Raw genomic sequence first — 23365 nt, forward strand, 5'->3', positions numbered from 1 at the left:
CGAACAGGTTCCAGCAATGGACTGCTTATAAGACGGCTGGCAGTCGGAGGCAAGGTGGCGGAAGCAAGGGCCGGTCGCCGTGGCTGGGGGGGAACCGCCACGGCGACCGGTCGGAGGCTAATTATCCAGGAGCAGGAGCAGGTTGGGTGCAGGTGTGCCGGGTATGGTTTCCTTGAAATCGGGATTGGTGGTCCAGATGACGCCGTTGTCGCCCACGGCAAAGGCGGCTGACTGGCTCTCCGACGCGCACAGGCCGTTGAGGGAACTGGTGAAATCGCCCTGGACCAGGACTCCAGCCCCGCCTTCAATCCGGTAGAGGAAGCCCTTGCCCCCGTCTGTATAGGCGGTGTTTGTATTGAGTGCGGCCCAGAAGACACCGTTGCCGGCATGGGTGATGGCCGTGAAGAATTTGAGCGGGACGGTGGGGGGGGAGGCGACTTCGCGGGTGATGCCGGCCACTGGCTGCCAGGTGGTGCCGTCGATGGTGTAAAAGGCGCTGCCGTTGACGCCGACGGCCACGACCATACCGGCGGCGGCAGCCACGGCGGTCAGGTCATCGCCGTTGGCGCCAACCGTGGCCACGCTCCAGGCCCCGTTTCGCCACAGGGCCACCTGTCCGCCCGTGCCCACGGCATGGACGTCGCCGTTGGGCGAGGCGGCCAGGGCGGCGTACTGATAGCTTTCCGATCCGCCTGGCAGGCAGGTGGGGAAGTCCGTGCCGACAGCGCAGGGTTGGCCCTTCCCGTTGAGTTCCATGAGCACCACATAACTGCCTGAAGCCGTCTTGGCCACGTCGAGGATGCCCAGGCCGCTTGTGCCGGGCATAATCCAGTCGCTCCAGCTTGTTCCGTTGCCTCGTTTGGTGACGGTCTGGCTCGCAGTGTAGTCCCAAAACGACAGCCACATGTCCGAGGTTGAAAAGGCTCGAAACGTCCAGGTGAGGCCGTTGCCCGCGAGGCCGGACACGGGGTGCGGCGTCATGCGGCCGCCGTCCCAGGTGTAGAGGCCGGTGGCGGCATCGAGGTAGAGGGGGGCAAGCCAGAGGCGCTCTGGAAAGGCTGCGGTCTTCCACGGGGTATTGACGGCCGGTGGTGTGTTGAGGGCCTGGCGGGTGGCGGTTGAAGGGTTGAAGGACTCAATAAGTCCGAGGTTTCCGGCGAAATAATACTGTCCTGAGCCGGCCGCACAGATGGTGTTGCGGGTTTTTCCCGTGGCATCGTTGTAATTGTCCAGCGCATTGAGCACGCCTGTCCAGTGTCGGATGGCACCACCGGCCCCGACAAACCAAATATCGTCGGCTCCAGTGCCGTCCATGTCCATCATGTTGGCCCCGCCGAGGTATTCGCCCCCGAAGACCAACTCCCAGCCTGAAGATCCGGACGGAAGCAGTCGGTACAGTTGGCCGTAGTTGCCGCCGGCAAAGACGGCCTCGGCAGACGGCCCCCAGACCGTTTGCAGCAGGTTGGTGGACAACCAGTAGGATGGTTCGTACTGGGCGACAACGGTCCAGGTCGTGGCGTCGCGGTGCAGGATGGTGCCGTGGGTGCCGACGGCATAGATGTCGTTGTCGGCAAAACCGTAAAGAGCGCTCAGCTTGTAGTCGCTGTGTTTGCCGTCCGGTATCGTGACGTTTTCAAATTCCCATTTGGCCAGCCCGGCATTCCATTTGACCGGCGCGCTGGAGCTGTCGGTCACGGCATAGGCCTGGCCGGTGGAGGAAACCCAGACGTCGTTTATGGGATAGAGATCGGGGAAAGAGGAATAGGTCGGCGGCGTGGTGGCCGTCCAGGCTGTTCCGTCAAAGTGGAGCAGCACTGAGCGGATGGGATCGGTGTTGGTGCCGGTGGCCGTGCTGCCGCCGACGGCCCAGATGTCGCTGGCGCTGCGGCCGGAGATGCCCTTGAGCGGGGCAATGGTGCCGGACTGCATCTGGCTGTAGGTGGTGCCGACCTTTTTGAGAATCAGGCCACCGTCCCCTACGATAAACAGGGTGGTGCCGCCGTCGGGACTGTAGGCATCATAGAGGTTGTTGCCGGTGGGCGAGGGGGTCAGCAGGGTCCAGGTGTCTGCGCCGGCCGGTTGGGCCAATCCGGCGAACAGGCAAAGGATCAGAAGGGGTAAGAAGACCGGGATGCGATACCACGGAAGAGGCGGGTGATGTGGCATGACGAGTCTCCTGTAACGGGTACTGGGCGTTACCACCCGTGGAGTTTGTCAGTTTTTGCCAGGATTACTCATGTGTTGTGGATTTTTCCAAACGTTTTCAGGCATGTTGGCTGTTGGAAACGGAGAGGGTAAGACAGTAACTATTCTCTCTAGTGAAGTTGCACGCCGTGGTCAATGCCGACTCGGCTGGAGCGTGCAGTTGTTTGCTTAAGACTGGCACTGGAATGGTTTGCAATGCGTGCAGAATGGTTTGCCTCTGGCCATGCCCGATATCTCACGCCATGAAGTGGAATGGTTGCAAAAAAGTGATACAATGCGTGGTGTTCACAGCAAGCAGAAAGTGGCCTGGCCGCGGGTCAGAATCGCGGACCAGACCACTGGACGGAAAACCCGCAGCAAGAGTCTGCGGGCAAGCGCACGAGAGAAGCGGCAGAAGGGGCGGGGCGCGTTTGTGCCGTGCCGTTAAAAAATACGATGGTATTTTTCAAGCGACAGAGAAAGCGTCTCTGGAGTTGTTGTGCTGTCTTGTCTGGGCACGTGGCGAGGCCGTGGCGCTAGTCGGCCCGGCCCCGGCCAAGGATGCGCGAAACGATGTCGCGGGAGTTGGATTCGGCTTGCAGGTATTCCTGCAGGGTCAGGCCCGCGCCGAGAGCCACTTTTTTGCGGCGTTCCTGATTGACCAGATCACCTGGTTCGTGGGCGTCGTTGTTGATGACCAGCTTGGCTCCGAACCGCCGGGCCAGGACGGCCACATGGCCGTTGGTCAGGCTGTGCCCCTTGCGGGTGGTGATTTCCAGGGCGACCCCGAGTTCGGCGGCCAGCTCCGCCTCTTCAGGGGTGATCAGTCCCGGATGGGCCAGGATGTCGCAGCCGGCCTCGATGGCGGCCAGATTGGTGCCGACTTCCACGGGCTCCACAATGGTCTCGCCGTGGACCACCACAAGCTGCGCCCCGGCCGCCCTGGCCCGGTCCACGAGCTGGGAAATGAGCGGCGGCGGCACATGGGTGATCTCCACCCCGCACAGCACCGTCACCCCGAGAAACGCCCCGGTCTCGGCCGTAAACCGGCCGATGTTGGAGACGATGAGGTCGAGGTTGGAGTGGTCGGCATGGTCGGTCATGGCCATGGCCCGATAGCCGGCCTTGGCCGCCCGTCTGGCCAGTTCGGCCGGAATGAGGACCCCGTCGGAAAAGGTGGTGTGGGTGTGTAGGTCGATCATGTTCACATCTTGTATTTGGTGTCGTTGGGATCAAATTTTTCGAGCAGTTCCGTCCATTTGTCCGAGTCGTCGCTGGAAAAGGCCACCACCGAGGCTTCCTTGGATTCGTTGGCCACCTGTTCAATGACCGGCTCGGCCACAAGGATCGGGACCTTGGCCCGAAGGGCCAGGGCAATGGCGTCGGAGGGCCGGCTGTCGATGCGCCGGATGCCGCCTTCCACCTCCACCTCGATGTCGGCGTAATACGTGCCCTCGGTGAGCTCCGTAACATTGACGGCCACCACATGGGCATCGAGCTTGTGGATCATATTGAGCAGCAGGTCGTGGGTCATGGGACGCGGCAGTTCCACGTCGTTTAGGGCCAGGGAGATGGCCATGGCCTCCATGGCCCCGATCCAGATCGGCAGCACGGTTTTTTCCTCGGAATCCTTGAGGATCAGCACCGGCACCTGGGAATCCTCGTCCAGGGCCAGCCCGAAGACTTTCATTTCAATCATGGTCGGCCTCCGCCTCCCCGATGAGGGAGTGCTTTTTGGCTTGGACGATGCGCACCCGCACCAGCCGGCCAGTGGCGTCACCAGCCCCGGGCAGGGCCAGGTTGACGATGCGTCCGGCAGGGTCGCGGCCCCGCCAGGAAGGTCCTTTCGGCCCGTCGCGCCGGCTTGCTCCCTCGATCAGCACGGTGTCTGTCCGGCCCACCCGGGCGGCCAGGGAGGCGGCCAGACGCTCATCGAGGAGCGCTTGGAGTTCGGCCAGCCGGGCGGATTTCACTTCCTGGCTGATTTTCGGCTCCAGACGCTCGGACGCGGTTCCCGGCCTGTCAGAGTACATGAAGGAGAATCCGCTTTCAAATCCTACCTTTCGCACCAAATCGAGGGTGGCGGCAAAATCGGCCTCGGTTTCACCGGGAAACCCGACGATGAAATCCGTGGTCAGGGCGATGTCCGGCCGGGCCCGGCGCAGTTTATCGACCAGGGTCAGGTAGGCGGCCGTGTCATAGCGCCGGCCCATGCGGCGCAGGATGTCGTCGGAACCGGATTGCACCGGCAGATGGAGCGCCGGGCACAGTTGGGGCAGGTCGGCGAACCGGGCTATGACCGCATCGTCCAGGTCTTTGGGGTGGGAGGTGGTAAAGCGGATGCGCTCAAGGCCGGGCACGGCGGCCACGGCGTCGAGCAGGGCGGCAAAACTTGTCCCGTCGCCGGAATCATCCAGGCCGTAGCTGTTGACGTTCTGGCCAAGGAGCGTCACCTCGCGCGCGCCGCGCTGGGCCAGAGAGGTGCATTCCTCGATGATCGAGGGCAGGCTGCGGGATTTCTGCCGGCCGCGCACAAAGGGCACGATGCAGTAGGAGCAATAATTGTCGCAGCCCTGCATGATGGAGACAAAGGCCCGGGGCGGCAGCCGGTCCTCGGGCCAGGACTGGTCGCGCTCGGGATAGGATTCCGTAAAATCCAGAAGCGACAGGCGAAGGCCGGGTTCCCGGGCCAGCCGGGCCAGGGCCCTGGGCGCGGCGGCGATGCCGTCGGTGCCAAAGACCAGCCGGACCATGGGGAAGCGTCGCCACAGGGCCGTGCCAAGCTGCTGGGCGGTGCAGCCGCCAACGGCAATGAAGGCCTCCGGGTTGTCCCGGTGCCGGTCGGCGATGCGGCCGATCTCGCTGACCACCTTCTGCTCGGGTTTATCCCGCACCGAACAGGTGAAAAGAATAAAGAGTTCGGCTTCTTCGTCAGAAGCCGGAGTGAAGCCTTCCGCTATGAGCGCTCGGGTGAGCCAGTCGCCGTCGCCGACGTTCATCTGGCAGCCCATGGTGGTGACGTGAAATTTCATGGCGCAAGAGCCATAATGCACGCCGGGCCGGCGGTAAAGGGGGAGGGGGCGGCACTGGCCCGCCGGCGGCGAAGCCGGAGTGTCGCCAAGTTGCTGCCGCAGCGGGTCCCGGCCAAGGATCGAAGGCTGCGGCGGCTATTTTCGCCGTGCCGCGGCGAAGGTGCAAACGTCTCGCCGCAAAGCAGGCGGGGCAGGGCACAGCCAGACACTTGAACAGGTCTGTTTTGCCGGGATAGGGCAGAATTTTCATCCCTACAACCACTCCTGGCCGTTTATTTTGAAGGAGTTTTGTTGATTTTTGCTTGGTCCGGGGCTTGCATGTCTTTGCAGGGCATCTTTGCGTGTGGGAAATAAACGCCATGTCCTGAAGAGGCGCGGCCTTTGCCTGTCCCAAGAGCGGCGTTTGATTTCCGGTGTTTGCCAAGAAACAGTCGCACAGTCCCGATCGGTCTGGCAGTATCAAAAAAGAACAGACACAGATGGAGTCCAAGAGATGCAAACGGCTGGAATTTCCACTGGTGAGCTGGTGAATGGTTCTCTTGTTCTGACACGCCAAAAAGCGCTGGAACGGGGTGTGCAGTTTCATGAGACCTTGAATCAAATGACAGGTGACAAAACGGAACTGATGCAGACCAGACTCAGTTCCATATCGATGTCGCTCATGCAGAATTGTTATGGCCATGGCGCTGGTGCAGAAACGGGAAATGGTTCCCTGTTTTGCCCAATGCCGGATTCAATAATGCGCATGGACGCCTTGCAGACGCAAGTGGCCGAAGATACCCCGGCAGTGGAACAGGCGCTTTCCGATTGTCTCGCTCAAGCCGGGATTGATCCGAACAGCGGCTTCTCCATGACAGTGGACTATGATACCGACGGGAAAAGCAGAATACACATCGGAAAAGACAACGCGCAGTGGCAGGATATCGAGGCAGTTTTAAATAACAACAAAGCGCTTCATTGTGATGTTATGCGAACATGGAATCAGCAGGACTTGCTTCGTGAAATGCAGGTCGTTGCGCGCGTTCTCAATGAAAACGCTCCTTCCGGGCAGGAGGCGATCAACACGGCCTGGCGTCAGTATGGCCAAGCCGACCTGGGCGCAGTCCGGCAAAATGCGGCTATCCTGTCCTATACCGGCGGAAAGCTCGTTTTCTCCGGCAGCGCCTCGGCCTGACACTGCCCGCTTTGCCCTCGGCCAAGGCAGGAATCAGACCATGCCGGCCCGGAAACAGCCGGCCGGCGGCATTGGCGGCCTGGCTGCTTTGGGCTATGCCGTCAGTATGGACAACGCGCTGACCATCGGTCTTCGGGCCGGACAACCGGTCTTTTTCGCCAATCCCGGCCGCCTCCCCATTGCCTCGGTGGCCGGCTCCCTGCCGGTCAGGCTTGCCGATATCGAGGCGGCCGGGGAGCGCCTCAAGCGTTTCGCACCGCTTCTGGCCGAGCTTTTTCCCGAACTGGCCCCATCCGGCGGTCTGGTCGAGTCGGCCTTGTTTCCTGCGCCCGTGCTGGAACGCCGGCTCAAGGCTGCCGGGCTGCCGGCCGGGGACCGGGTGTTTGTGAAGGCCGACCATGCCCTGCCCGTGGTCGGATCGGTCAAGGCCCGGGGCGGGCTCCATGCCGTGCTGGCCGTGGCCGAGGCCCTTGCCCTGGATGGTGGGCTGCTGGCCGGCCCGGATGACGACTGCCGCCGGATGGCCGAGCCGGCGGCCCGGAACTTTTTTTCCAGCCACACCCTGTCAGTCGGCTCCACGGGCAATCTCGGGCTGTCGATCGGCGTCTTTGGCCGGGGCCTGGGCTTTGGCGTCACGGTCCACATGTCCGCCGAGGCCCGGGCCTGGAAAAAAGAGATGCTGCGCCGCGTCGGGGCCACTGTGGTCGAACACCCCGGCGACTACGCCGCAGCCTGTGCCGTGGCCCGGGAGGAAGCAGGCCATTCGCCGCGCCTGCATTTCATTGACGATGAAAATTCCCTGGACCTTCTGCTTGGCTATGCCGTGGCCGGACTGCGGTTGCCGCAGCAACTGGCCGGATGCCGTATCGCAGTCTCGGCCGGGCATCCCCTGTGCCTGCACCTGCCCTGCGGCGTGGGGGGCGCGCCGGGCGGCATTGCCCTGGGCACGAGGCTGACCCTGGGGGACGCGGCCCTGGCCTTTTTCGTCGAGCCGACCGAGGCCCCGGCCCTGCTGCTCGGGCTGGCCACCGGCCGCCACGGCGGGATCAGCGCGGCCGAGTACGGCCTGACCGGGCGCACCGTGGCCGATGGGCTGGCCGTATCGCGCCCCTCAGACCTCGTTTGCCGGCTCATGGTCCCGGTCCTTGACGGCGCGCACACCGTCGGCGATGCCGCCATGCTCGGCCATGTGGCCGAGGCCTTTGACGCCGAGGCCCTTCGCCTGGAACCGTCGGCCGCCGCTGCCCTGGCCGGTCCCCTGGCCGTTCGCCGGGCCAATCTGCCGGTTCTGGCCGGTCGTCCGGCCACGCACATCTGCTGGGCCACGGGCGGCAGCCTGCTGCCGGACGCCGAATTTGCAGCCCTGCTGGCCAGGGCCGGGACACGGCCATGATCATCAGCGCCAGCCGGCGCACCGACCTTCCGGCTTTTTACGCCCGCTGGCTCATGGCCCGGCTTCGGGCCGGATGGTGCGAGGTGCGAAACCCTTTCAATGCTGCCCAGATTTCGCGTGTCTCCCTGGCGGCGGCCGACGTTACCGCCCTGGTCTTGTGGACCCGCGACCCCCGGCCGCTTCTGCCCCATCTGCCGGAAATCCTCGCCCTGGGGCATGAGCCGTTTTTTCTCTATACGCTCCTGGACAACCCCCGGCCGCTCGACCCGAAATGCCCGGGGCCGGACATTTCGATTCCAACCTTCGCCCGACTGGCCAAGGCTCTGCCCGGCCGCCTCGCCTGGCGCTACGATCCCATCGTCCTGACTGTGGCCACGCCCCCGGACTGGCACCGCCAGACCTTTGCCCGGCTGGCCGCCAGTCTGGCCGGCCACACCGACCGGGTGATCGTCAGCTTCGTCGAACCCTACCGTAAGATTGCCAAACGCATGGCCGCCCTGGCCGAGGCCGGTTTTGCGCCTTTGGATGTATCCCCCGAGGAGCGGTTGCGCCTTGTCCTCGACCTGCGCGACCTCGCCGCCAGCCACGGCATGGCCCTTTCCACCTGCTGCCAGCCCGAAGATTTCGAGGCCGCCGGCATTCCGGCCGCCCACTGCATCGACGCCGCCTGGATCAGCGCACACACCGGCCGCACCATCCCCGTCGGCAAGGACGCCGGCCAGCGGCCGGGCTGCGGCTGCGCCCCCAGCCGCGACATCGGAGCCTACGACCGCTGCCTGTTCGGTTGCGCCTACTGCTACGCCACAACCAGCTTCGAACGCGCCCGGGAGCACTACGGGCGTCACGATGCTGACGCTGTGAGCTTGTGAGAGAGGTGGGAAAGAAGAGGCGAAAGGCAAAGACGAATCGGGGCGCTGCCCCGAACCCCGCCGGGGGGATGATCCCCCCGGACCCCTGCAAAGGGAGATAAAGGGAGGGTGCGAGCGGGAGGGGGTGTGGGCGGAGAAAGAGCAAAGGGAATAGGGACACTGCCCGGCCGACGATATCTTTTTTCCCGCTTCCGTCCACGCTTCCGCGAACACTGCCCTTTTCCCCCTTTGGGGGGTCCGGGGGCCTCAGGCCCCCGGCCGTCGGAGGCACTCCCCTCATGACACTTCCATCGCTTACGACGATTTGGCGGCGTATTTGGCGGCGACTCGGGCGGCCAGGGTGTTTTGGCGCAGGGTCTTGCAGTCGGCTGGATTGGCTGGTGCGGGAGTGGTTGCCGGCAGCGGGGCGGCCGGGGCCGGCGAGGAGGTGGTTTCCGGATCAGGGTCAAGTCGCGGCGGCGCGGCCAGCGGCTTCGGCGCAATGGCCGGCCCGCCAGCCAGTCGAAAGGGCGAGGCAAAGCGGTGGCCGCATACCGGGCAGGCCATGAGGATGCCCCCGATATGGGACGGGAAACGCAGCGCCTGGCCGCAACCAGGACAATGCCGCACCGGGCCTTCAGACATCGCACCCTCCATGGCCATACATAATGCAAGAGAAGTGCCCACAGACCGGGCTTTGGTTACACAAATCGGCCCAATTGAGCGGAGATCGTATGGAACTCATTGAATTTGATGATTTTCTCAAAGTCGATATCCGTGTTGGCCGCATCCTTTCGGCCGAACCGCTCAAGGGGGCGCGCATCCCGGCCTATAAACTGCGCCTTGATTTCGGGGATCTTGGCGTCAAACAATCGAGCGCCCGCATTGCCGCCGTCTATGCTGCCGAGGAACTGCCGGGCCGGCTGGTCACGGCGGTGGTCAATTTTGCGCCCCGGCGCATTGCCGGCTTCCTGTCGGAAGTCCTGGTGCTGGGCCTGGACAGCGAGGCAGGCGTGGTGCTGCTCACCCCGGAGCGCGAGGTCACCCTGGGCCAACGGGTCTATTAATCTGGCGCTCGCCCTGTCAGACCTTGCCGCTCTGGCAAAACAACTCGTTTATACTCGTTCCCTTTCAAACGACCAACGGTCATGGTTCCGGCCTCTTCTCTTGCGCAACTTCTACTCGTCGCTTTGGCAGTGGCCCAGTCAAACCAAACTCGTCCCAGGTGGGTTTCCAAAGGGCACTGCCCTTTGGCCGCCGGAGGCCTCTTCTCTCCCCTCATATCCTCTCATCCGAGACGCCCGGCCGCGTCCAGGCCCGGCCAGTGGCGCAGGAAGGCAAGCACCACGTCGCGCCCGGCCTCGATGGACAGGTCTTCGGCGTCCACCACACATTCTGCCGCCGGGTCTTCCTCAAAGGGCACGTCCACACCGATGACCTGGCCCAGGCCCGGGAAATCGCGGCCGGTGGCTTTGCGCATCATGGCCTTGGCATAAAGCCCGGCCATGACTTTGCCTTCGGGCCGGGCTGCTTCCCGGGCCATGGCCGTGGCCAGGGAGCAATGGACGTGCACCTCGGCAAAATGGGGCATCAGCGACCGGGCATAGGCGCGCATGGCCAGACGCGGGGCCGAGGCGTCCATGATGACGAGTTTTTTCCCCTGGCGGTACAGTCCGGCGGCCTCGTCGGCGAAGAGCCTATAGGCCTTTTCGCGCTCGGCCTCGCTGTAGGTGGGCTTGGGGAAATAGGCTTTGCGCCGGTCGTCGAGTTCCAGCAGGGCCGTTTCGGTCCCGGCCAGTTGCAGATACTGGGCGACGGCCCTGGCCAGGGCGCTTTTGCCTGAGCCCGGCAATCCGGTGAACCAGAGGGTGGCTGGCATATTATCGCATGTACCGGTTGAAGTTCTTGCAATCGAAGCGGTCGTCGCCAAGGACATTTTCGAGAAACTGCAACAGCCCCCGGCGCACGGCCTCGGGATGGCCCGGGTACCACTGGGGCGAGGCGATGACCAGCCCGCGAAAGACGTAGAAGGGTGCGATGACGGAGAGCAGCTCGTCATCACCGGACTGGCGCAGGTAGGTCTCCCAGAAGGTCATGTAGAGCCGCTCGAAGTCCCCGGTCAGCGTCGTGTGGTTGTAGAGGCCAAACAGCACGAAATTAAGGCTCATGGTGGCCACGTCGTCGGCCGGCTCGCCCCACTGGCCCCGGCTGCGGTCGAGCACGGCGAAATCCCGCTTGTCGCCGTCCTCCTGGATGAGCACGTTCCAGGGGTGGAAATCGCCGTGCACATCGCTTAAGCGGTGGGTGTAGCCACGCAGCTTCCAGCGCCAGTCGATGATGCGTTTTTCCAGGGCGCAGAAGCGCTCGGGCGGAAAGAGGCCGTAGGGATGGGGATAGGCGTCCACCAGCCCGAAGATGCATTCGGACGCGCCGATCAGGTTTCGCACCCGGCGCAGGTACAGGTCGGCGTCGTCTTTTTTTGCACTGTGGACTCGGGCCAGCCAGGTGGCAAAAGACCGGGCCATGTCCAGGTCGCGGGCCTCAAGGCCGGTTTTTTGGATGCGTTGCAGATCCAGGTAGTAGTCGTAGCCCGGGGTCATTTCGCTTAAGAGAAAGAACTCTTTGGGCCGCGACACCGGCACCAGCCGGTCGTCCTGGTCGAAATAGCCCAGGGCCATGGGGCGCACGTGCTTTTCCATGGCGCCGCCGGCCTCGAACTGGAACATGAGGATGGCGGCCCGGTCCCAGTAGAACTGGTGGCCGTACTTGTCGCCGCGCATGATGGACAGCACGCCCCGGCGCACCTGCCCGCCCACCTCGAAATCCAGGCACACGGGCTTGCCGTAGCCGAATTCCTTCATGCCCTGGCCGCCGGAACCCATCTCGCAGGCCCCGAGCATCCGGGCGTCCGGGCCGAAAGCCTCTTTCAGATATTGCTCCACGGCTTCTGGGCGGACCGCGATGGCCGGTTTCTCCTCGGTTCCCTTGCGCATTGGCCTCTCCCTGCAGGTACGGCAGCCGTGCCGTTCCCGTCTCTTTCACAGGCTAAGCCGATAACTAGCCAGGATGTGCCGCCAATGCAACACTCTCCCTCCCCCTTTGCCCTATCGAGGGGTCCGGGGGGATGATCCCCCCGGCGGGGTCTGGGGCAGCGCCCCAGTCTTTCTTCCTATTTTCTCTCGACAGCGCGGAAGCCCCATTTGACGAAGGCCAGACCCAGGCCCAGGCACAGGGCGGCTTCGGTGCAAACGGTGGCCAGGGCTGCGCCTTTGGCGGCGAGGTGGGGGATGAGCAGGAAATTGAGGCCGATATTGAGGGCGGCGGCGGCGATGGTGACGCCGGCGTAGTAGCGTTCCCGGCCCAGGGCGACCAGGGCCTGGGTCAGGACGTAATTGGGCAGGATAAAGGGCAGCGAGGCCAGCAGCCAGGCAAGCAACGGCCCGGCTGAAGCATATTTGTCGCCAAAGGCCAGGGTGAGAATAAACGGGCCAAGGAGCAGGCCGCCGGCCGTGGCGCACAGGGACAGGGCGACCATGACCCCGAGCATGAGGCGAAAGGAGCGGGCAAAGGCGGCGGTGTCGTCGAGGGTGACGCGCAGGCGGCGGAAAAAGATGTGGGCCAGCGGTGTGGCCAGCATGATGACGCCTTCGATCAGGCGATAGGCGGCGGCGTAGTTGCCAACCTCGGCCGGATCGCTGGTGAGCTGGCGCAGCAGCACGATATCACACCGGAAATAGATGGTGGTGGCGGCGGAGATGCACAAAAAGGCGGCGCAGGGGGCGTAGATGTCGCGGCGCAGGTGGAGCCTGGGGGCGACGAGGAGCGGCCGGGCAAAGGGGGTGGCCAGGGCCACGGCCTGTCCGGCCAGGAGGGCCAGGAAGATGGCTGTCGGGCCGGGGCTTGGCATGAGCAGGGCGCAGCCGGCGGCCAGGGCGGTGGCGGTGCGGGTCACGGCCCGCCACAGGGCTTCGGCGGCGAAGTTGTTGCGGCCCTTGAGTTCGGAGGACACCAACGCCGTGGCGCAAAAGAGGGCATAGTAGAGAACCGCCGCGCCAAGGGGCAGACGTTCGCCATCCGGGAAAAGGGGGATAAGGCACACGCCCAGGGCGGTCACGGCCAGCAGATGGCCCAGGGCCATGGCCATAAGGCTTGGCCGGCCCGGGACGGCGGTCAGGGCGGCCTTGGCTGTTTCGCGAAAGATCAGGGTGGAGAAGCCGCCGTCCTGGAGAATGGCGAAAAGCGACCCCAGGGTCAGGAGGTAGGAATACTGGCCAAATCCGGCCGGTCCCAGGACCCGGCCAAGGAGAAAGGTCAGGCCGACCGACACGGCAGCGGCGTAGAGGGTGGCGGCCCACTGGCTGGTCAGGGCCTTGGCCAGGGCACGGCTCATGGGCCGGCCTTGGGGGCCAGCCGGCCGGCCAACAGGAAGTCGACGGCGGCGGGCAGATCCCGGGCCAGGACATGGGGCCAGCCGGGTTTGCGGTCGACCAGTTCCAGCCAGGGGGCGGACAGCGGCGGCAGGCCCAGGGTCTGGGCCGCCTGCTGCCCGTGTCCGGTTGCCACCAGGATGGTCAGCGGTGCACCAAGGGCCAGACCAAAGGCGATATCCGACGCCTTGTCGCCGATAACGGCGGTTGCGGCTGCGTCCAGGCCGTACGCCCGGGCCAGACGGTCAAACAGGCCCGTGGCTGGTTTGCGGCAGTCGCAGCCGGCGTCCGGGCCATGGGGACAATGGACCGTGGCCGTGATGGGCGCGCCATACGGGGCGAGCAGCGCCTGAAGCCGGGCCTGGACCGCCTGGAACTCGGCCTCGCCGTAATAGCCCCGGCCGATGCCGGACTGGTTGGTGACCAGATAGAGGTCTGCGCCGGCCAGGGCCAGCCGGGCCAGCGCCTGGCCGGCGCCGGGGAGAAGTTCCACGGCGTCGGGGTCGGCCGGATAGTGCCGGTCGACAATGACGGTGCCGTCGCGGTCGAGCAGGATATGCCGGATGGCGGCAGGCATCAGAAATTGTCCTGGAGATTTGGCTGATAGGGCAGCAGGCCCGGCGAGAGGAGCAACTCCACGGGCGCGCCGGCATTGTCCCGCAACTCGGCCGTAAAGGTGGCGGAGGGGACGGTCAGGCCGGTAAAAGCGCCGGCGTCCAGGACCGCTTCGATGCGCATCCGGGTGTCGTCGCGGGACCAGAGTTGGGCTCCGGGACCGGAGAAATCAAAACGCACAAAGCCGTTGTGGATGGGCCGATCGAAGCGCAGCACGACAACGCGACGCACCATCAGGCCTTCCCAGAAGCCGCTGCGGTTGCTTTGAAGCGTATCAAGGGGGGTGAAGGTCTTGCCGTCGCGGGAAAAGGAGATGCGCACGGTGTTTTTGCCGGCCTTGTCGGCAAACACGCGGGGATAGGCCAGCACCCGCAGGAGCTTTACGGGATAGGCCGAACTGATGGGCACGGTGAGCGAACAGGGGCCGGGATCCTGGCAGGACAAACAGTCTTCATCGTCGTTTTTTTTGATGTTACGGGCAATGGGAAAGGCGGCCAGGGCCTCGTTTTCGCGGGCGAAGCTCGGCTCAAAGCGCAGGACGCCAACGCCGTCCCGGTCAAGGAGCAGGGTCGAGGGAGCCGGGGCCAGCACGCCGATGTCGAGGGCTTTGCCGCCAAGCGACAACCGGGGGCGGTTGAGCGCTCCGGTGAGCCTGAGTGCCGCGAACTCACGGCCGGCCGCATTGTCCACAACCAGGGTGGCCGGCTGGTTCTCGGCCAGGGGCGTGAAGGGCTGGTTTAGGGCCGGGTCGTAGCACAGATAGGCCAGCTGCCCGTCAGCGTCCGGGATGGTCAATACCGGCGTAATACCGGGATGGGCAGCCAGGAAGCCGGGCAGGGCAGCGGCCGGATTGGCCGGCCCTTGTGGCAGTCCGGGCTTGGCCGGGAAGGCGAAGAGTGCCTCGCCAATGAGGCGCTCACCGGGCTTCCAGGCGGCCAGGGTGTTGTTGGCGGCCACGCGCCCAAGGGCGGCCAGGGCCGGGCTCTCGCCCACCGGGGAGCCGGTCAGGTCGGCGGAGAGTTCCAGGCCGCAGACTTCGACCACGCCCGGGTTGGCAACCGGGCCGTAGTCGATGCGAAGGCGCACGACGGTTGCGGCAGGGAGGGTTTCGGGCAGGGCGTAGCTTCGCTTTATGAAACGGCGCTTTTCGTGGTTGGCCGGGATGAGCGCGCCGTCCGGGCCGAGAAAGGCTTCACCGGTGACGACATCAAGGGGAACAAACGGCCCGTCATCCACGGCTATGGAGACCGTGACGCGGGAATCCGAGGCAATGCCCTCGTTAAACGTGGCGGAATAATCCAGGGCCAGGCGGCCGGCGGCATAGGCCGTGCCCGGGGCGGCGACAAATCGGTACAGGACATGGCCGGGCTTGTCGTAATCGTAGTGGGTGAGCGTGTGGTAGCGGCTTTCCGGGGCGATGTTCACGGCTTCGTCGCAGTCGGCGTAGAAGCGGTAGGTGTCAAAGGCGTCGGCATAACGGGCCGTGCCGGCAGCGTCGGGAAAAAGGACCACCGGCGCGGCGCTGACCAGACCCAGGCGGTAGACGGCCGAATCCATGAACCGGGCCGCTTTTTGCGGTGGAAAAGGCGCTGCGGCCGGGGTCAGGTCGCTTTGGATGATATGGTAGGCGCGCTTGTAGCCCTTGGGAACGTAGTGGTCGAGATTTTTATAGACGCCGGGCAGATACCAGTTGGTAATCAGCTTGGGATTGCGATTGCTTTGCAGGAAAAGATACCCGACGTTGTTCTTGTTCCAGGTGAGATAGTCGGCCAGTTCCTTGTTGTACGACGTTTCGCGGCGGTAATAGGCCGGCAGGGAGGCAAAATCAGCGGCGCTTAACAGCAGGCAGCAACCAAGGCCGGCCAGGGGGGCGACAAGGGCCGTGCGTTCGGGCGTCACCGCAAGATAGCGCAGCGTCCGGGAGCAGACGGCGTCAATGCCCAGGCCGGCCAGGGCGAGCAGGGCGAAAAAGGCATTGAACACATAGCGCGAACTGATTTCCAGTTTGGTGCCGGCGGCCAGAAAGGCGGCCACGGGCATGAGGGCAAAAAGGGCGAGTAGGACAAGGCCGGTGCGGTACTGCCGGCCAAGGGCCACGCCAAGCCCGACAAGGCTGGCCAGGGCCAGGGGCAGCCAGGGCAGGCCGCGCCTGGGGGCGGCGTAGGAGAAAAATTCCGACAGTACATTGACGACGAAATCGGCCGGGATGCCGGGGGATTTCTCCAGGCGCAGCAGGGCGAAGATGTTGCGGTAGGCCGGCAGCCAGGGCAGGTAGCACAGCCCGACAACACCCACGCAGACGACCAGGGCCAGCCCTTTGGCCACGGCCCGGCGCAAGGTCAGCTCCCGGGAGGCCAGTCCTCGAAGCAGGAAGAAAAGCGTAAAAAGTCCCTCGGCCCCGATGTTGGTGGTGCCCATGGACGAACTGTAGCACATGGCAACCGTGGCCAGGACGTAGGCGACATGGTTGCCAAGCCCGCCCCGGGTCAGGGCGCGATAGAGCGTCCACAGGGAGGCCAGCCCCAGGAACGTAAACAGGCTGTAGGGCCGAAGCTCCCGTGAATAATGGATATGATAGACGCAAAAGGTGGTCAGGGCGGCGGCGAACAGGCCGGCGCGGCGGGTGAAAAGTTCACCCACGAAGCCGTAGACCACGGCAATGGCAGCTGTGCCGGCCACCAGACTTATGCCGCGAAGCACAGCATCGTCGCGGCTGACGGCCAGCACGGCGCGGGTAATCAGGTGGTAGAGCGGCGGGAAAAATTCGCCGCCAAAGTCTGACGGCCCGATGACCGTCAGGGTGTGCACCATCCGGTCCACGGGCAGCAGGGCCGTGCCCAGGGTAATGAACTCATCCCACCACAGCGACGGATCGCCCAGATGGGGCAGGCGCAGGCAGACCGCTGCCGCAAGCAGCAGCAGGAGCAGGAAGAAGTGCAGGCGGCGATGATCGGTTGTCGGCATAGGGGCAGGTGTCCTGACCCCATGGCGCGGGGTCAAGGCCATTTAGCCAAGCTTTCCCTGGAACACAAGGCCGGCATCCAGGATTTCCCCGCCGGCCAGCACCCGGCCGGCGGCGTCGTAAAGGACAGCGACCTGTCCGGGGGTGGGGCGGGTGACGGGTTCGGCAAAGACGATGGACAGGCCGCCGGCCGCATCGCGGCCGGCCGTGGCCGGTCGCGGCCGCATCCGGTAGCAGGTCTGAGCCAGGATTTCGCCCGGCCAGTCGGCCGGCGGCACCAGGATATTGGCCGGGCCGGTGCGGCAGATGGTGCTCGAAAGCTCGGCTTTTATTCCGACGATGAGCGCATTGGCCCCGGCGTCCTTGGCCAGGACGTAGAGCGGTTCGCTGTAGGCGATGCCAAGCCCCTTGCGCTGGCCGATGGTGTGCCGCCACAGGCCGTTGTGCGTCCCCAGGCGGGTGCCGTCGGCCAGGAGGATCGGTCCCGGCCCGGTCAAGGGAACACCCGAGGCGGTCAGAAAAGCGCGGTAGTCGTCGCCGGGCACGAAGCAGACTTCGCGGGATTCGGTCGGCAGCGGCGGGGCAAGGCCGAGGGCGGCCAGGGCGGCCGGGTTGTCGGCCTTGTGGCGTTCGGCCAGGGGGAAAACAGCCTTGGCCAGGGCCGCTCTCGGCACGAGGCTTAAAAAATAGCTCTGGTCGCGGGTGGAATCGGCCCCGCGGTTGAGAGCCGGGCCGGTTGGCGTGGCTTCGATGCGGGCGTAGTGGCCGGTGGCGATGTGCGTTGCCCCGTTTTTCCGGGCCGCATCAAGAAGCAGGCCGAATTTCATGGTCCGGTTGCAGGCGGCGCAGGGATTGGGGGTCAGGCCGGCAGCGTAGGCATTGATAAAGGGATCGATAACCTGGGAGCGAAATTCCCGCGACAGGTCCACAGCGGCAAAGGGGACGGAAAGGAGCCGACACTCGGCGTCGATGGCTGCGGCCAGGGCCCGCTCCTTTTCGCCCGGCGGCAGGAAATGGGCGTGCAGGCCCAGGACGTCATGGCCGGCGGCCCGCAGCAGGCCAAGGGAAAGCAGGCTGTCTGCGCCACCGGAGAGGGCAACGGCCAGTTTCATGGACTTAGGCCGCCGCCTTGGTGGGCAGGGAGGAAGCCTCCGGCGGCCAAAGGGCTGCCATCCTTTGAAATCCCATCAGTATTGCAGTTGCGTTCATGTCTATCAGTAGGAAGAAGCCGTATATCACGTCCCTTCATAACGCGCAGCAATTGCTGCCCGCCATGATCCCCAGGTGGGTTTCCAAAGGGCACTGCCCTTTGGCCGCCGGAGGCACTCTTCCTCTTTCCTCTTAAATACCAGCCGGCTGCGGCAGCGGCGGCAGGGCATTGCCCAGCACTTTGGCCGTGCGCAGGATGGCGGCTTCGTCAAAGGCCGGTCCGAAGAGCTGCATGCCGATGGGCATTCCCGACGCCTGGCCGAGGCCCACGGGCATGGACAGGCCGGGCAGGCCGGCGAGGTTCAAGGAAATCGTAAAAATGTCGCTCAGATACATCTGAAGCGGATCATCGGTCATCTGGCCGATGGGGAAGGCGGCAAAGGGCGAGGTGGGACCGCAGATCACGTCGCATTTCTCGAAGGCGGTGAGGAAATCCTGGCGGATGAGCCGGCGGACTTGCGCCGCCTTGCGGTAATAGGCGTCGTAGTAGCCGGCCGAAAGCACATAGGTGCCGATCACGATGCGGCGCTGGACCTCGGGGCCAAAGCCCTTGGAGCGCGACAGCTCGTAGAGTTCTTCCAGGGTCTGGGCTTCGGGAGCGCGGTAGCCGTAGCGCACGCCGTCAAACCGGGCCAGATTGGAAGATGCTTCGGCCATGGCCACGATGTAGTAGGTGGCCACGGCATAGGGCGTGTGCGGCAGGGAGACCGGCACGACCTTGGCTCCGAGGCGTTTGGCCGTATCCACGGCAGCGGCGCAGGACTGGCGCACTTCGTCGTCCACGCCTTCGCCCCAGTATTCGTCGGGCAGGCCGATGGTCAGGCCGGCGAGGTCGGTTGCGCCGGCAAGGGCCGCCTCGAAATCGGGCACTTCGCGCGGGGCCGAGGTGGAGTCTTTGGGATCGTGGCCGGCGATGACCGAGAGGATGGCGGCGGCATCGTCGGCGGTGCGGGCCAGCGGTCCGATCTGGTCCAGGCTCGAGCCGTAGGCGACCAGCCCGTAGCGCGACACCCGGCCGTAGGTGGGCTTTATGCCGACCGTGCCGCAGAAGGCGGCGGGCTGGCGGATGGAGCCGCCGGTATCGGTGCCAAGGGCGGCGTAGCACTGGCCGGCGGCGACGGCTGCGGCCGATCCGCCGCTGGAGCCGCCGGGCACCTTGGAGACATCCCAGGGGTTGGCCGTGACCTTGTAGGCGGAATTTTCCGTGGACGACCCCATGGCGAATTCGTCCATGTTGGCCTTGCCAAGGATGACAGCCCCGGCCTCCCTGAGCTTTTCAATACAGGAGGCATCATAAAAGGGCGTGAAATTTTCCAGGATTCTGGAGCCGCAGGTGGTCGGGGCGTCCTTGACGCAGATGGCGTCTTTGACCAGCACCGGCACGCCCCACAGGCGTTTGCCGGCCTGGGGGCCGGCGGTGTCCAGGGCCTTGGCCGCGTCCATGGCAGCCTGGGCGTCGAGGTGCAGGAGCGCCTTGAGCGCCGGTTCGGTGGCTTCGATGCGGGCCAGACAGGCGGCCACGGCCTCGGCGGCCTTTATTTCCTTGTGCGCCAGCTTGTCGCGCACCTGGGTCAGGGTCAGGGTGGTGATCTCGGACATGAAAAATCCCTTTCTGCAGTGGCTCGTATGATTGAGGCCGGCCGGCGGCAGCGTCGCAAGGCAGGGGCCGGGTGCGGCCCCGCAGCAATCACACGATCTTGGGCACGATAAAAAAACTGGCCGTCGGTGGCCGGGGCGTTGGCCAGGATCTGCTCCCGGGCGCAGTTTTTGGTCACCACGTCCTGGCGCATGGGCGTTTCGTGGCCAACCGGGCTGTAAAGCGGCTCGACGCCAGTCGTATCCAGCGCGCCAAGGGTTTCCATGTAGGCCAGGATGTCGTCCATCTGGCCGGCAAAGCGTTCGAGTCTGGCGTCATCAAGGCGCAGTTTGGCCAGCTTGGCCACCTTGGCCACTTGGTCGGGGCGTATCGTCATGGACGCAGCTTCCTTGCGGTTTAGGAGACGGGAATGGCCTGGCGATGGGACGGCACCGGGGCCACGGGCTGGGCCGGCGCGGCCGGGACAGGCTGGGCCGGAACACCCTGCACGGGCTGGGCCGGGGCAGACGGCACCGGGGTCGGGGAATAGGACTGCTCGGTTTCCGGGGCCGGATTTTCCAGGGCCTTTTGCCGGATGGCGTTTAGGCGCTGGCGGAATCCTTCGGGATCGAGCAGGACCGGGCCGGTGACCGAAGGCCGGAACAGGTACATGGCCACATGGGCCTTGCCGTCAGGGCTGTAGGACAGCGGAGCCATGCTGAAATCCATGCCCGAGGTGGCCTGGGCCAGACGGGCGCTGACTTCCTGGGGCGGCGAGCCCTGGGGCAGCCGGCCAAGGCGGGCGGCCATGCGGGCGAAATCAAAGCCCACGGCCTCCCACATGTCGGGATGTTCCACGCCGGCGGCGCGCATGGCGGTCACGAGCTGCTGGGTGGCCTGTCCCTGGTTTTCCGGCCACCAGGCCCCGGGGCATACGGCCAACCGGTAGTTTTGAATATTAATCTGGCTCTTGGTGGCCGCGGCCCGGTACAGGGCTTCGGTCCACAGTTGCGGCCCAAGGATGAGCAGGTCTTCGACCTTGTTGCGGAAGATGGCCGGCAACACCTTGTCGGCCCGGGCCCATTCGTCGGGTATGAACACGGCTCCGAAGCCCGGACGGCCGCCGCCGGTGCGCAGCATGTCGGCGACAGTGGCTTCCCAGCCGGCCGGTTCCTGGGGATTGTAGACGCCGGTGGCCGTGATCTGGGCGCCGATCTTGGAGGCGGCCACGGCAAAGGCATCGCCCATGGTCTGGCCGTAGCGGTCGCCGGGACGCAGGATGGCAAACTGGTTGATGCCGTAATCGCTGGCGGACAAACGCAGCAGGGCGTCGATCTCGTCTTCGGCGCTGGGGAAAAAGCGCCAGGCGTCAATGCCTTCCCGGGCTTCGCCCAAAGACGGCATGAAGGCCAGGAAAACCCGGGTCTGGAGCATCCCGGCGGTTTCGAGTTCCTTAAGCGTCAGCCGGTGCATGGGGCCGCCGACAACGGTGATCTCCGGGGGGAGATTGCGCACGGCCTCGGCCCAACCCGGCTGGGTGGCGTCGATGATGTGGACGTCAAGGGGCGTGCCGGCCTTGGCCAGAACGTCCTGGGCGGCCTGGATGCCCTTTTGCACCCGCCCGCCGAATTCGCGAAACGGCCCGCCAAGCGGCAGCAGCACGGCCACGGAATTGGCGTAGGCCGGCTTTGGCGGCGGCGTGGGCTCGGGCTGGACCGCAACAACCGGCGGCGTTGGCGGCGGGGTCGGCTCGGCCTGTTGGGAACCGGAGAACATCCCGGCGCAACCGGACAGGGCGACAAGGAGGCTGCCCGCGACAAGACCAGCCAGAAGGCGGTGGAAGGAGCGATTTTTTTTGATCGTGGCGTACATGGGCGAACCGGGGTTTGGCGGCCGGGCCGTCGTGTCCGAAGGGCATGAAAAAAGCCTGACCCGTCCAAGGAGACGGGTCAGGCTTTTCGTTACGCGCAATGGGACCCGAAGGCAAGTCCGCGCCGGGATGAACGCTATTTCACTTCGGTGTAGTCGGCATCGACCACGTCGTCGTCGCCGCCGGTCTTGCCGGCCTGGGGGCCGCCGTGTGCGCCGGCTTCGGGACCGCCGGGCTGTCCGCCGGCCTCGGCCTTCTGCTGGTAGAGCTTTTCAGCCAGCTTGTGGGAGGCCTGGGACAGTTCGTCCGTGGCGCGCTTTATGGCATCGCTGTCATCGCCCTTGAGCAGTTCCTTGACGTGGTTGAGCTTGGACTCAATCTCGCCCCGGGTCACGCCGTCAACCTTCTCGCCGAGTTCCGCCAGGGACTTCTCGGTGGTGTAGACCAGGGTGTCAGCCTGGTTGCGGATCTCAATGAGCGCCTGTTTCTTCTTGTCGTCCTCGGCATGGGACTCGGCATCCTTGATGAGCTTCTGGATGTCGGATTCCGACAGGCCCGAGGAAGCGGTGATGCGGATGGACTGCTCCTTGCCGGTGCCGGTGTCCTTGGCCGAGACGTTGACGATGCCGTTGGCGTCGATGTCGAAGGTGACCTCGATCTGCGGCACCCCACGGGCCGCCGGCGGCAGGCCGGTCAGTTCAAACCGGCCCAGGGTCATGTTGTCGCCGGCCATGGGCCGCTCGCCCTGCATGACGTGGATGGACACCGAGGGCTGGTTGTCGGCAGCCGTGGTGAACACCTGGCTCTTGCGGGTCGGAATGGTGGTGTTGCGCTCGATCAGCTTGGTGAACACGCCGCCGAGGGTCTCGATGCCCAGGGACAGCGGGGTGACGTCGAGCAGCAGCACGTCCTTGACGTCGCCGGCCAGGATGCCGCCCTGGATGGCCGCGCCCATGGCCACGACTTCGTCCGGGTTGACCGAGCGGTTGGGTTCCTTGCCAAAGAAGTCCTGCACGGTCTTTTGCACCAGCGGCATACGGGTCATGCCGCCAACGAGGACGACTTCGTCGATGTCGGAGGCCTTGAGGCCGGCATCGGCCAGGGCCTTGCGGCAGGGTTCGATGGTGCGCTGGACCAGATCATGGACCAGGGATTCGAGCTTGCCGCGGGTGAGCTTGACCATCATGTGCTTGGGACCCGAGGCATCGGCCGTGATAAACGGCAGGTTGACCTCGGTTTCCATGGAGGTGGACAGCTCTTTCTTGGCTTTTTCGCCGGCTTCTTTGAGGCGCTGCAGGGCCATGCGGTCCTGGGACAGGTCAATGCCGCTTTCTTTTTTGAATTCTTCGACCAGATAGGTGATGACGCGATGGTCGAAGTCTTCTCCGCCAAGGAAGGTGTCGCCGTTGGTGGCGCGCACTTCGACGACGTTGTCGCCGACTTCCAGGATGGAGATGTCGAAGGTGCCGCCGCCGAGGTCGAAGACGGCGATCTTTTCATTGGCCTTTTTATCGAACCCATAGGCCAGGGAGGCGGCGGTGGGTTCGTTGATGATGCGCTTGACCTCAAGGCCGGCGATGCGGCCGGCGTCCTTGGTGGCCTGGCGCTGGGCGTCGTTGAAGTAGGCCGGCACGGTGATGACGGCTTCGGTGACCGGTTCGCCGAGGTAGGCTTCGGCGTCCTTTTTGAGCTTGCCGAGGATGATGGCCGAGATTTCGGCCGGGCTGTACTTCTTGCCCTCAACCTCGACATAGGCGTCGCCGCCCTGGCCTTCGACGATCTTGTACGGGCAGTGCGTCAGCCAATGGGTGACTTCCGGCGCGTCAAAGCGGCGGCCCATGAGACGCTTGATGGCGTAGATGGTCCGCTCGGGATTGGTCACGGCCTGACGTTTGGCGATTTCACCCACCAGCCGTTCCTTGGTAAAGGCCACGATGGACGGGGTGGTCCGGCCGCCTTCGGGGTTGGTGACGCACTTCGGGTCCTTGCCCTCCATGACGTAGACGCAGGAGTTGGTGGTCCCGAGGTCGATCCCGATTATTTTACCCATAACAGCCTTTCCTCCTTGAATTTCC

The 23365-nt window shown here is 64.8% G+C and carries 18 protein-coding genes and 1 pseudogene; 4 read left to right on the top strand and 15 right to left on the bottom strand.

Going from position 1 to position 23365, the window contains the following annotated elements:
• Nucleotides 1-117: 117 nt before the first annotated feature.
• The 4 genes from DVDV_RS06405 to miaB all read right to left on the bottom strand — a co-directional run bounded on the left by DVDV_RS06405 (nucleotide 118) and on the right by miaB (nucleotide 5216).
• Nucleotides 118-2166: a hypothetical protein gene (locus tag DVDV_RS06405; protein ID WP_075353872.1), complete on the bottom strand. Its 2049-nt coding sequence runs from the start codon at nucleotides 2164-2166 to the stop codon at nucleotides 118-120.
• A gap of 554 nt (nucleotides 2167-2720) precedes the next feature.
• Complete coding sequence (locus DVDV_RS06410) at nucleotides 2721-3386, bottom strand: histidinol phosphate phosphatase domain-containing protein (RefSeq protein ID WP_075353873.1); 666 nt, start codon at nucleotides 3384-3386, stop codon at nucleotides 2721-2723.
• A gap of 2 nt (nucleotides 3387-3388) precedes the next feature.
• On the bottom strand, nucleotides 3389-3883 hold the full coding sequence (locus tag DVDV_RS06415) for a bifunctional nuclease family protein (RefSeq protein WP_075353874.1): 495 nt from the start codon (nucleotides 3881-3883) through the stop codon (nucleotides 3389-3391).
• Nucleotides 3876-5216 carry a tRNA (N6-isopentenyl adenosine(37)-C2)-methylthiotransferase MiaB gene (miaB, locus tag DVDV_RS06420; RefSeq protein WP_075353875.1) on the bottom strand — a complete coding sequence of 447 codons (1341 nt, stop codon included), beginning with the start codon at nucleotides 5214-5216 and terminating at the stop codon, nucleotides 3876-3878. The genes DVDV_RS06415 and miaB overlap by 8 nt, the downstream gene beginning before the upstream one ends.
• A gap of 493 nt (nucleotides 5217-5709) precedes the next feature.
• Here miaB and DVDV_RS06425 point away from each other — a divergent pair, with 493 nt between their 5' ends.
• Genes DVDV_RS06425 through DVDV_RS06435 form a run of 3 tightly spaced genes read left to right on the top strand, consistent with a single transcriptional unit; the run spans nucleotide 5710 to nucleotide 8652 of the window.
• Nucleotides 5710-6390 (top strand): hypothetical protein, encoded by a 681-nt coding sequence (locus tag DVDV_RS06425; RefSeq protein WP_075353876.1) that lies wholly within the window; start codon nucleotides 5710-5712, stop codon nucleotides 6388-6390.
• 40 nt (nucleotides 6391-6430) lie between these two features.
• The gene (locus DVDV_RS06430; RefSeq protein WP_254845282.1) at nucleotides 6431-7783 is read left to right on the top strand and encodes a D-serine ammonia-lyase; all 1353 of its coding nucleotides are present in this window, start codon (nucleotides 6431-6433) and stop codon (nucleotides 7781-7783) included.
• Nucleotides 7780-8652 (top strand): DUF1848 domain-containing protein, encoded by an 873-nt coding sequence (locus tag DVDV_RS06435; protein ID WP_075353877.1) that lies wholly within the window; start codon nucleotides 7780-7782, stop codon nucleotides 8650-8652. The genes DVDV_RS06430 and DVDV_RS06435 overlap by 4 nt, the downstream gene beginning before the upstream one ends.
• Before the next feature lie 294 nt (nucleotides 8653-8946).
• Here DVDV_RS06435 and DVDV_RS06440 read toward each other — a convergent pair whose 3' ends face one another.
• Nucleotides 8947-9276 carry a hypothetical protein gene (locus tag DVDV_RS06440; RefSeq protein WP_075353878.1) on the bottom strand — a complete coding sequence of 110 codons (330 nt, stop codon included), beginning with the start codon at nucleotides 9274-9276 and terminating at the stop codon, nucleotides 8947-8949.
• Nucleotides 9277-9365: 89 nt separating this feature from the next.
• Between DVDV_RS06440 and DVDV_RS06445 the strand changes: the two genes are divergently transcribed.
• On the top strand, nucleotides 9366-9698 hold the full coding sequence (locus tag DVDV_RS06445; RefSeq protein ID WP_075353879.1) for a tRNA-binding protein: 333 nt from the start codon (nucleotides 9366-9368) through the stop codon (nucleotides 9696-9698).
• A gap of 221 nt (nucleotides 9699-9919) precedes the next feature.
• Here DVDV_RS06445 and DVDV_RS06450 read toward each other — a convergent pair whose 3' ends face one another.
• The 10 genes and pseudogenes from DVDV_RS06450 to dnaK form a co-directional block, all read right to left on the bottom strand.
• Entirely contained in the window at nucleotides 9920-10510 is a 591-nt protein-coding gene (locus tag DVDV_RS06450) for an adenylyl-sulfate kinase (RefSeq protein ID WP_075353880.1), read from the bottom strand.
• Nucleotide 10511: 1 nt separating this feature from the next.
• The gene (locus tag DVDV_RS06455; RefSeq protein WP_075353881.1) at nucleotides 10512-11624 is read right to left on the bottom strand and encodes a phosphotransferase family protein; all 1113 of its coding nucleotides are present in this window, start codon (nucleotides 11622-11624) and stop codon (nucleotides 10512-10514) included.
• Nucleotides 11625-11800: 176 nt separating this feature from the next.
• Nucleotides 11801-13021, bottom strand: a complete 1221-nt coding sequence (locus DVDV_RS06460; protein WP_075353882.1) for an oligosaccharide flippase family protein — start codon at nucleotides 13019-13021, stop codon at nucleotides 11801-11803.
• Nucleotides 13018-13635 carry an HAD-IIIA family hydrolase gene (locus DVDV_RS06465; protein WP_075353883.1) on the bottom strand — a complete coding sequence of 206 codons (618 nt, stop codon included), beginning with the start codon at nucleotides 13633-13635 and terminating at the stop codon, nucleotides 13018-13020. Before DVDV_RS06465 ends, DVDV_RS06460 begins: the two co-directional genes overlap by 4 nt.
• Nucleotides 13635-16637, bottom strand: coding sequence for a glycosyltransferase family 39 protein (locus DVDV_RS06470; protein ID WP_075353884.1), 3003 nt, complete (start codon nucleotides 16635-16637; stop codon nucleotides 13635-13637). The genes DVDV_RS06465 and DVDV_RS06470 overlap by 1 nt, the downstream gene beginning before the upstream one ends.
• Before the next feature lie 42 nt (nucleotides 16638-16679).
• Nucleotides 16680-17747 (bottom strand): tRNA 2-thiouridine(34) synthase MnmA, encoded by a 1068-nt coding sequence (mnmA, locus tag DVDV_RS06475; protein WP_075353885.1) that lies wholly within the window; start codon nucleotides 17745-17747, stop codon nucleotides 16680-16682.
• A gap of 229 nt (nucleotides 17748-17976) precedes the next feature.
• Complete coding sequence (gene gatA / locus DVDV_RS06480; RefSeq protein WP_075353886.1) at nucleotides 17977-19443, bottom strand: Asp-tRNA(Asn)/Glu-tRNA(Gln) amidotransferase subunit GatA; 1467 nt, start codon at nucleotides 19441-19443, stop codon at nucleotides 17977-17979.
• Nucleotides 19444-19531: 88 nt separating this feature from the next.
• Nucleotides 19532-19817: pseudogene (gene gatC, locus DVDV_RS06485) on the bottom strand (Asp-tRNA(Asn)/Glu-tRNA(Gln) amidotransferase subunit GatC).
• Nucleotides 19818-19837: 20 nt separating this feature from the next.
• Nucleotides 19838-21292, bottom strand: coding sequence for a penicillin-binding protein activator (locus DVDV_RS06490; protein ID WP_075353887.1), 1455 nt, complete (start codon nucleotides 21290-21292; stop codon nucleotides 19838-19840).
• A 134-nt stretch (nucleotides 21293-21426) separates the two neighbouring features.
• A complete protein-coding gene (gene dnaK / locus DVDV_RS06495) occupies nucleotides 21427-23340 on the bottom strand; it encodes a molecular chaperone DnaK (RefSeq protein ID WP_075353888.1) in 1914 nt (637 codons plus the stop codon).
• Nucleotides 23341-23365 lie beyond the last annotated feature (25 nt).

Origin of the sequence: Desulfovibrio sp. DV, assembly GCF_001936595.1 — a bacterium.
GTDB lineage: Bacteria > Desulfobacterota > Desulfovibrionia > Desulfovibrionales > Desulfovibrionaceae > Solidesulfovibrio.